The sequence below is a fragment of the Natronomonas sp. genome (assembly GCF_047616845.1).
Lineage (GTDB): Archaea > Halobacteriota > Halobacteria > Halobacteriales > Haloarculaceae > Natronomonas.
Genome location: NZ_JBLGBY010000076.1, coordinates 1 through 6,652, shown reverse-complemented (window position 1 = coordinate 6,652; position 6,652 = coordinate 1). Strand labels below are relative to the sequence as shown.

Below are 6,652 nucleotides of genomic sequence, written 5' to 3'. Positions count from 1 at the left end.
GCCGTCTCCCACGGCACTGGGCTCGGGCTGTGGCTCGTCTACTGGGTCGTCGACCTTTCGGAGGGGATGCTCACGTTCGATCACGCCGAAAACACTGGGAACGTCGTGACGGTCATGCTGCCGCGTACGGACGACTGAGCGCCGTTACTCGCCGTCGACTTCCGTCTTGAGCTGGCCGAACTCGGCGGCGCGTTCGGCGTGAGCGTTGTGCTGGTGGATGGATTCGTCGTTCGACTGCTCCATGTAGATGACGGCATCGTCGGCGAGGTTCGGATACCGCTCGACGAGCCCATCGGCCATCGCCCGGACGCAGTCCTCGACGAACTTCGCGTCGCTGTGGCTCTCGAAGGTCATGTGGTCTTCGTCGGGCCGCTTTGCGAGGTTGTAGATGCGAGCGCTCATCGAATCCCGCGCGATGTCGATGAGTTCGTTGAGATCGACTGCGGGTTCACCGGAGGTTTCGACGGTCAGCGTCGCGTGACCCCGCTGGGAGTGGCCCGGCTGGGGCACCTCCTCGAGGAACTGGTCGACCGTCTCGCGGTCGACATCCAGCCCATCCAGTACGTCGCGGGCGCGGGACTCGCTCATCCCCTGTGAGCAGGGACAGACGGTCATGCCGACGACGTGACAGCCAATCTCCTCGCGGGTGCCATCGTCGTTTGCGGTGGCGGAAGCGATGATGTCAGCGGTGGCCTGCGTCGGCCGGTCGCTCGCCGGCGTCTGTTCGCGAATCATGTACTCGGCTTCCATCCGCACTTCAGCCTGCGTCGTGTACTCGTGTTTCTCGAGGAGTCGTTCGGCGACGTCACCGCAGACGTCCTCGACGCGCATCGCGGGCTCTGAGACGGCTTCCTCCAGCATCTCGTCGACAACCTCCATGTTCCGGCTCATGTCGGCTCCCTTCCGCCAGCTCGGGAGGTCGACGAACACCTCGAACTCGGCCATCAATACGATGGGGCGGTCGTCCTCGCGGTGGAGTTTGACGAGCTTCTCGACGCCGGTCACGCCGACTCGGTTGAGCCCGACACTGACGTCTGGACTGGACGCCTGTACGTCCGGCAGCTGCTGACTCATTGGTATTTAAAACGTGGTGATTGCCGTTAGGGCTTTCGAAAGGGGAACTCCGGGTTCCGAAACCCGCATATGCGGGACGAGGCTACTGGAGCTTTCCGAGCGCGGTGAAGAACTCGAGTGGTGGCCCGGCGATGCGGACTGGCTGGTCGGCTTGGTAGAGTTCGACGTTCGTCGGCGGGTCGATGCGCTCCCGGGTGCGGCCGTCGGCGACGACGAACGCGTGGTCGGCCTCTTCGACGCGGACGGTGATATCCGCTGTTGTCGGTACCGCGAGTGAGGGCATCGGCCCTTCCGCACACATCTCGGTGATGACGAACGCCGGCACGTCGGGATGGACGAGCGGGCCGCCTTCACTGAGATTGTACGCCGTCGAGCCCGTCGGCGTCGAGACGAGGACGCCGTCGGCGCGGCTCCCGGAGTACAGCTCCCCGTCGACGCGCACCTCGATGCCGACGCCGTTGTTCCGGCCGCGTTGCGGGCCGAGAATCGCCACCTCGTTGACGGCCGCCGGAAGCGTCCAGCCGTCGCCGTCCGCCTGTACCTGCGGCAGTTCCTGACAGTCGTCGTTGCCGGCTCTGAAGCGGTCGATTTCCCGTTGGACGGCTTCCGGCGAGTCCTCCGGCGACACGGCGTTGAGAAAGCCGACTTCACCGAGGTTGACACCCATCACCGGCGTCGGCGTCACCTCGCGGGCGGCAAAGAGGAAGGTACCGTCGCCACCGATTGACACGACGAGGTCACAGTCGGCGAACTCGCTTACGGGGCTGCCCTGCTGTTCGAGGCTCTCGGCGGTGGATTCGTCGAGCCGAACCGTCGCGTCGACGTGCCGGCGGATACGGTCGGCAAGCTCCGCGGCGCGAGGGTTGTCCTGTTGGGCGACGATACCGACTTCCATCGGGCCGTAGTTCGCCATCCGCCGACAAAAGCCCCCCGAAGTCAGTTCTGACGGGTAACATTAACGTTCATTCGTCCGAAGAGGTAGGTATGCGAGAGTCGTGTGGGGGGCGACCATGAGCGGTGACGAGGACGACTGGTTCGAGAGTGCCAGCGACGAACCGTTCGACGAAGAGGACGATGAGCTATTCGAGGAGGATTTCGCCGGCGCCTTCGAGGGCGGCGGTGGCGGCGAAGGGTTCGAAGAGGAGTTCGAATCCGAAATCCCCCGAATCGACCTCGGTATCCAGGGTCTCGACGAGATGATCCAGGGCGGCGTCCCACAGCGGTCGCTACTCGTCGTTATGGGTGCCGCCGGTACCGGTAAAACCACCTTCGGCCTCCAGTTCCTCCACCGTGGCATCGAGGAAGGCGAGAAGGCCGTCTACATCACCCTCGAGGAAAGCAAGGACGCAGTGGTGCAGGCTGCCACCGAGAAAGGGTGGCCCTTCGACGAGTACATCGAGAACGATATGCTCTCCGTCGTCGACCTTGACCCCATCGAGATGGCGAACAGCCTCACCTCGATTCGCGGTGACCTGCCCCGACTCGTCGACTCCTTTGGCGCCGACCGTCTCGTCCTCGACTCCGTGTCGCTGCTCGAGATGATGTACGACAACCAGGCCGAACGCCGCACCGAGATCTTCGATTTCACCAAGGCGCTGAAAGAGGCCGGCGTCACGACGATGTTGACGAGCGAGGCCAGCGAGGGCAACCCCTACGCATCCCGCCACGGCATCATCGAGTATCTCACCGATGGCGTCTTCGTCCTCCAGTACGTCCGCTCTGAGTTTCGCGAAACCCGACTGGCCGTCGAGATACAGAAAGTCCGGAACGCCAACCACTCCCGTGAGACCAAACCCTACGAGATCACGAGCGACGGGATTTCGGTGTATCAACAGGCGAATATCTTCTAACCCACTTTTTGCACGCTCCGGCGGTCCGCCGGAGGCGGACACGCCTCCGCGGCAAAAACTTGGGGAAAATATGCGCGAGCGCCTCCAGCCGCGCCCGAGGGGCGCGTTAGTCGGCGCTCGCTACGGCGGCTCACTTCGTTCGCCGCCGGGAACCGCCTCGGGGGCGACCTTTGGACGCCCCCTCGGCGGATGCTGCGAGAGTGACTGTACCTTCCGTCCTCTACTGCGTCACCGAACCACAGTCACCGGCACCGGAGCCCGGCGGACGACGGTCTCGGCGACGCTCCCGAGCAGGATTCGGGAGACACCCTCCCGACCGTGGCTGCCGATGACGACGTGGTCACAGTCCTCGGCGAACTCCGAGATGGTGCGGGCGGGCCGGCCGACCTCAGTGTGGGTTTCGACCTCGACGTCGGCCTCCTCTGCGCGCTCGCGAACCGAATCGAACATCTCCTCAGCGGCGTCTTGTTCGGCCTGAATCCACTCGTTTGCGGCCGCTGTCGCCCCGATACCGACGCCGTAGCCAGCCTTCACCGGATCGATGACGCGGAGGCAGACGAATGTCGCGTCGCCGAACTGCTCGACAGCGTAATCGAAGGCGCTCCAGGACTGCTCGGAACCGTCCATCGGCACGAGTATTCGCATAGCCCGGTTGACACTCGGCCCACGGATAAAAGTCAGTCTTGGCCGTGGCGAATGAGGCAGTTCGGAAGGCCGATGAGCTCCACCGGCTCGGAGTTGTCCGGCGAGTACACCACCATCTGTCCTTTCTCCATGTAGGGCACCTTCCCTTCGAGGTTCGACGGGATGTTGACGGCCTTGATGGCGGCTTCGTCACCGAGATTGAGGACGATGGTCGTGTTGATCTGCTTGAAGATCGGATCGGCGATGTCCTGTGGATCTTGGGTGATGAGGAAGAGTCCGAGTCGCTCTTTACGGCCCTGTTTTGCGGCCTCGGCGAACTTCCCGATGACCTTCGTCGCCTGCACGCTGTCGGCGTCGGTGAGGAAGTTGTGTGCCTCGTCCATCCCGAGCAAAAGCGGCGTCTCCTTGATGCGGTCGAACGTCGGGTCGTTCGAGAGCTTCTGGTCGACGAGCAGCGAGGCAACCGCGAGGACAATCGTCGTCGTCGCCCGCGAGTCGTTGATGTGGTACGTCGGCACCGTCGTCAGACCCCCTGGACGGACGAACTCCGAGACGAGGTCGGTAATCGGTCGGGCGTCCTGGTCGAATACGTCGCCGAAGCCGAACGCGCGCCGACGGACGGCGTCGAAGGTCGCCTCGTGTACTCGCCCGGACTCGTCGAGTTCCTCTTTCAATCCTGGGTCATCGAGGAACGACATGAACTGGCTGTACGTGCCCCCGTTTCCGTGCTGGTCGAAAAAGCGGTTCAGGAGGTAGGTGAGCGCGCCGTATTGGTTGTCATTGAGCTTCGAGCCCGCGATGAGCCAGGGGTTGTTCTCGACCATCGAAAACGGGATGGTGAACTCGACCTGTTCGGCGCGGTGATGTGAGGCCGCATAGCTCGCGTCGCCGATTTTTGGGACAAACGCCTTGGTGTCGTCGACGCCGCCGTGGGCGATGCCCTCCCGTTCGAGACGGCGTGCGTAATCGGCGTCGATGCCGGGGTTGTCGTCGTGCATCTGGGCGTACTCGTCTTGGGGGTCGAACTGGACGATAGCAGGTGCGACGTCACGCCCGTCCTCGATTGGATACCGCTGATCGGCGGCCAGATACTGCCGGAGGACGTTCTTCGCGGCGTGGGTTTTCCCCGACCCCGTGCCGCCGGCGACGAGGGTGTGCCGGAAGACGAGCGGGTCACCGGCCTCGTAGTCGTCTTTCAGCCGATAGTCGATGGTCGGTGGGTCGGCGGCGGTTCGCACCTTCTCGCCGCCGACGGAGAGATGCCCGAGAAAGATACCGTCACCCGGGATTTTCAGCCCCGTCTTGATCTCCTCGCTATCCTCGGCCTGCCGGACGACGGTTTCGGGTTTCGGTACCCGGTCTGTCATCCGCCGTTTGAGTTCGCCGCCCTGCGAATAGAGCACGGCGACGGGCTCGAGTGAGGCCATGAACTTGTAATCCTGCTCGTCGATGTTGTCGCGCCGCATTGCACGACGGGAGTGAATCTCCGTCGCGTCGTCGGAGCGAAACTCTTGGGCGTATTCGAGGGCGACGATACGGCAGAACAGCCGTTCGCCGTCGGGGTAGGAGGCGATGAGATAGCTGCCGATGCGCACCGACGAGCGGTTCTCGACCGTGACGTACGCGCGCAGTCGGGTGTCGTCTTCGTCCTCGCTGATAATGAGCCCTTCCGAGGCCGAGAGCGTCCCGATGCCCCTGTCGGTGCCGGCTGGCGTCACGTCGACCGCTTCGAAATCGTCATCCGCCTCCGTGCCGGCATCGTCGCCGACACCTCCCTCGCCGGACGACGCATCGTCGTCGGGGTCGTAGTTCTCGAAATCGCCCAGGTCGGACATACTCGACCTGTGTTCGTCATCGGATAAAAGACTGCCCGTGGCGCGGTGAAACTGATACTGTCGGGCGTTCGGGTACGAACCGACACTACAGCGGCATCGGGCCGTGGCCGCCGTCGCCGTCGGCGTGTCGCGCCTTCGACAGCATCTCCGAGACCGGCGGGCCGTACTCGTAGCCGGGCACGACGCCCTCCATGTACGTCCCCTCGACGTACTCGGTCATCGCCTTCGCCATGTCGGGGACGTGGTCTGCGTTGCCCCACTCGAAGCCGAAGACGGCCACGGCATCGCCGGCCTCCTCGAAGATGCGCTGTTCGTCGAACTCGATGTCCTGCCGAACGGCCATGGTGGTATCCTCGAGTCGGAGTTCGTAGGTGTCGAACCAGCCGTCCTCGACGGCGGAGCCAACGGGCTCCTCGGCGGCTGTCGAGAGCATCGGCGCCCGAACCTCCAGGGTGTACGAAAGCGCCCACTCGTCCGTCTCCTCGGCGGTCACCCGGCCCTCGAACTTCGTGGTCGTGACCTCGAACCACTCGCCGTCGCGCTCGAAGGCCTCGTGGGCCTCGAACGCCCGAACCGCTCGCTCCGGAACAGTCTCACTCATTGCACATCGATAGGACGTTGTGCGTCAAAAGGGCGTCGTGAGAGGCGTTGGCAGGTCGGGAAACGGAACGCTGTGGTGAGCACCCGTGAGCGAACGAAGTGAGCGAGCGGTTCCCCGGACGCGACCGGAGGGAGCGTCCGGTAGCGCGCACGGACTGAGGCGGCCGGAGGCCGCCGAAGGAGTACGCGCGCATATTTTCCCCACGTTTTTGCCGTGGGCGGCGGCCGCAGGCCGCCGCCGGATGCCGTGGGGGGGGGGCCCCCCCCCCGGCGGCGGGGTGGGCGGGGGCAGCCCCCCCCCACCCCCCCCCCACCGCCGGAGCGTGCAAAAAGTGGGAGTATGCGAGGGGAGGGATTCGAACCGTAGGAAGACGGTCGCCCTCACTTCGTTCGGGCGCTGCGTCTTCCAGGATTCGAATCCTCCGACGATTTTCGTGACTCACGAGAGGGCTCGCGACGCTCCGCTGTCGCTTCGCGTCGCTCGCCGTCTATTCGTCACGAAAACGCCTCACGGCTCGCTCCGCTCGCCGTTCGGTTCCGAGACCTCTCACTCCGTTCGAGGTCTCGCTATGCGAGGGGAGGGATTCGAACCCACGGACCCCTACGGGAGCGGATCTTAAGTCCGCCGCCTTTGTCCTGACTCGGCCA

5 protein-coding genes and 1 pseudogene are annotated in these 6,652 nt (G+C 64.3%); 1 reads left to right on the top strand and 5 read right to left on the bottom strand.

Annotation, left to right across the window (positions count from 1 at the left end; translation table 11 throughout):
• Positions 1-144: 144 nt before the first annotated feature.
• A complete protein-coding gene (mptA, locus tag ACI8UR_RS11850) occupies positions 145-1,074 on the bottom strand; it encodes a GTP cyclohydrolase MptA (protein ID WP_411715993.1) in 930 nt (309 codons plus the stop codon).
• Between the two features lie 82 nt (positions 1,075-1,156).
• Complete coding sequence (locus tag ACI8UR_RS11845; RefSeq protein WP_411715994.1) at positions 1,157-1,969, bottom strand: NAD(+)/NADH kinase; 813 nt, start codon at positions 1,967-1,969, stop codon at positions 1,157-1,159.
• A gap of 106 nt (positions 1,970-2,075) precedes the next feature.
• On the opposite strand from ACI8UR_RS11845, the pseudogene ACI8UR_RS11840 reads away from it, so the two are divergent.
• Positions 2,076-2,924, top strand: a pseudogene (locus tag ACI8UR_RS11840) (KaiC domain-containing protein); the annotation flags it as partial.
• 228 nt (positions 2,925-3,152) lie between these two features.
• Here the strand turns inward: ACI8UR_RS11840 and ACI8UR_RS11835 are convergent.
• The 3 genes from ACI8UR_RS11835 to ACI8UR_RS11825 all read right to left on the bottom strand — a co-directional run bounded on the left by ACI8UR_RS11835 (position 3,153) and on the right by ACI8UR_RS11825 (position 6,005).
• A complete protein-coding gene (locus ACI8UR_RS11835; protein WP_411715995.1) occupies positions 3,153-3,569 on the bottom strand; it encodes a universal stress protein in 417 nt (138 codons plus the stop codon).
• A gap of 32 nt (positions 3,570-3,601) precedes the next feature.
• On the bottom strand, positions 3,602-5,404 hold the full coding sequence (locus tag ACI8UR_RS11830; RefSeq protein ID WP_411715996.1) for an ATP-binding protein: 1,803 nt from the start codon (positions 5,402-5,404) through the stop codon (positions 3,602-3,604).
• An 85-nt stretch (positions 5,405-5,489) separates the two neighbouring features.
• Positions 5,490-6,005: a DUF5813 family protein gene (locus ACI8UR_RS11825; protein ID WP_411715997.1), complete on the bottom strand. Its 516-nt coding sequence runs from the start codon at positions 6,003-6,005 to the stop codon at positions 5,490-5,492.
• Positions 6,006-6,652 lie beyond the last annotated feature (647 nt).

Bases quoted from the DNA above. Each gene is read 5' to 3' on its own strand.
- mptA (WP_411715993.1), bottom strand. From the start codon at position 1,074: ATGAGTCAGCAGCTGCCGGACGTACAGGCGTCCAGTCCAGACGTCAGT.
- ACI8UR_RS11845 (WP_411715994.1), bottom strand. From the start codon at position 1,969: ATGGAAGTCGGTATCGTCGCCCAACAGGACAACCCTCGCGCCGCGGAG.
- ACI8UR_RS11830 (WP_411715996.1), bottom strand. From the start codon at position 5,404: ATGTCCGACCTGGGCGATTTCGAGAACTACGACCCCGACGACGATGCG.
- ACI8UR_RS11825 (WP_411715997.1), bottom strand. From the start codon at position 6,005: ATGAGTGAGACTGTTCCGGAGCGAGCGGTTCGGGCGTTCGAGGCCCAC.
- ACI8UR_RS11835 (WP_411715995.1), bottom strand. From the start codon at position 3,569: ATGCGAATACTCGTGCCGATGGACGGTTCCGAGCAGTCCTGGAGCGCC.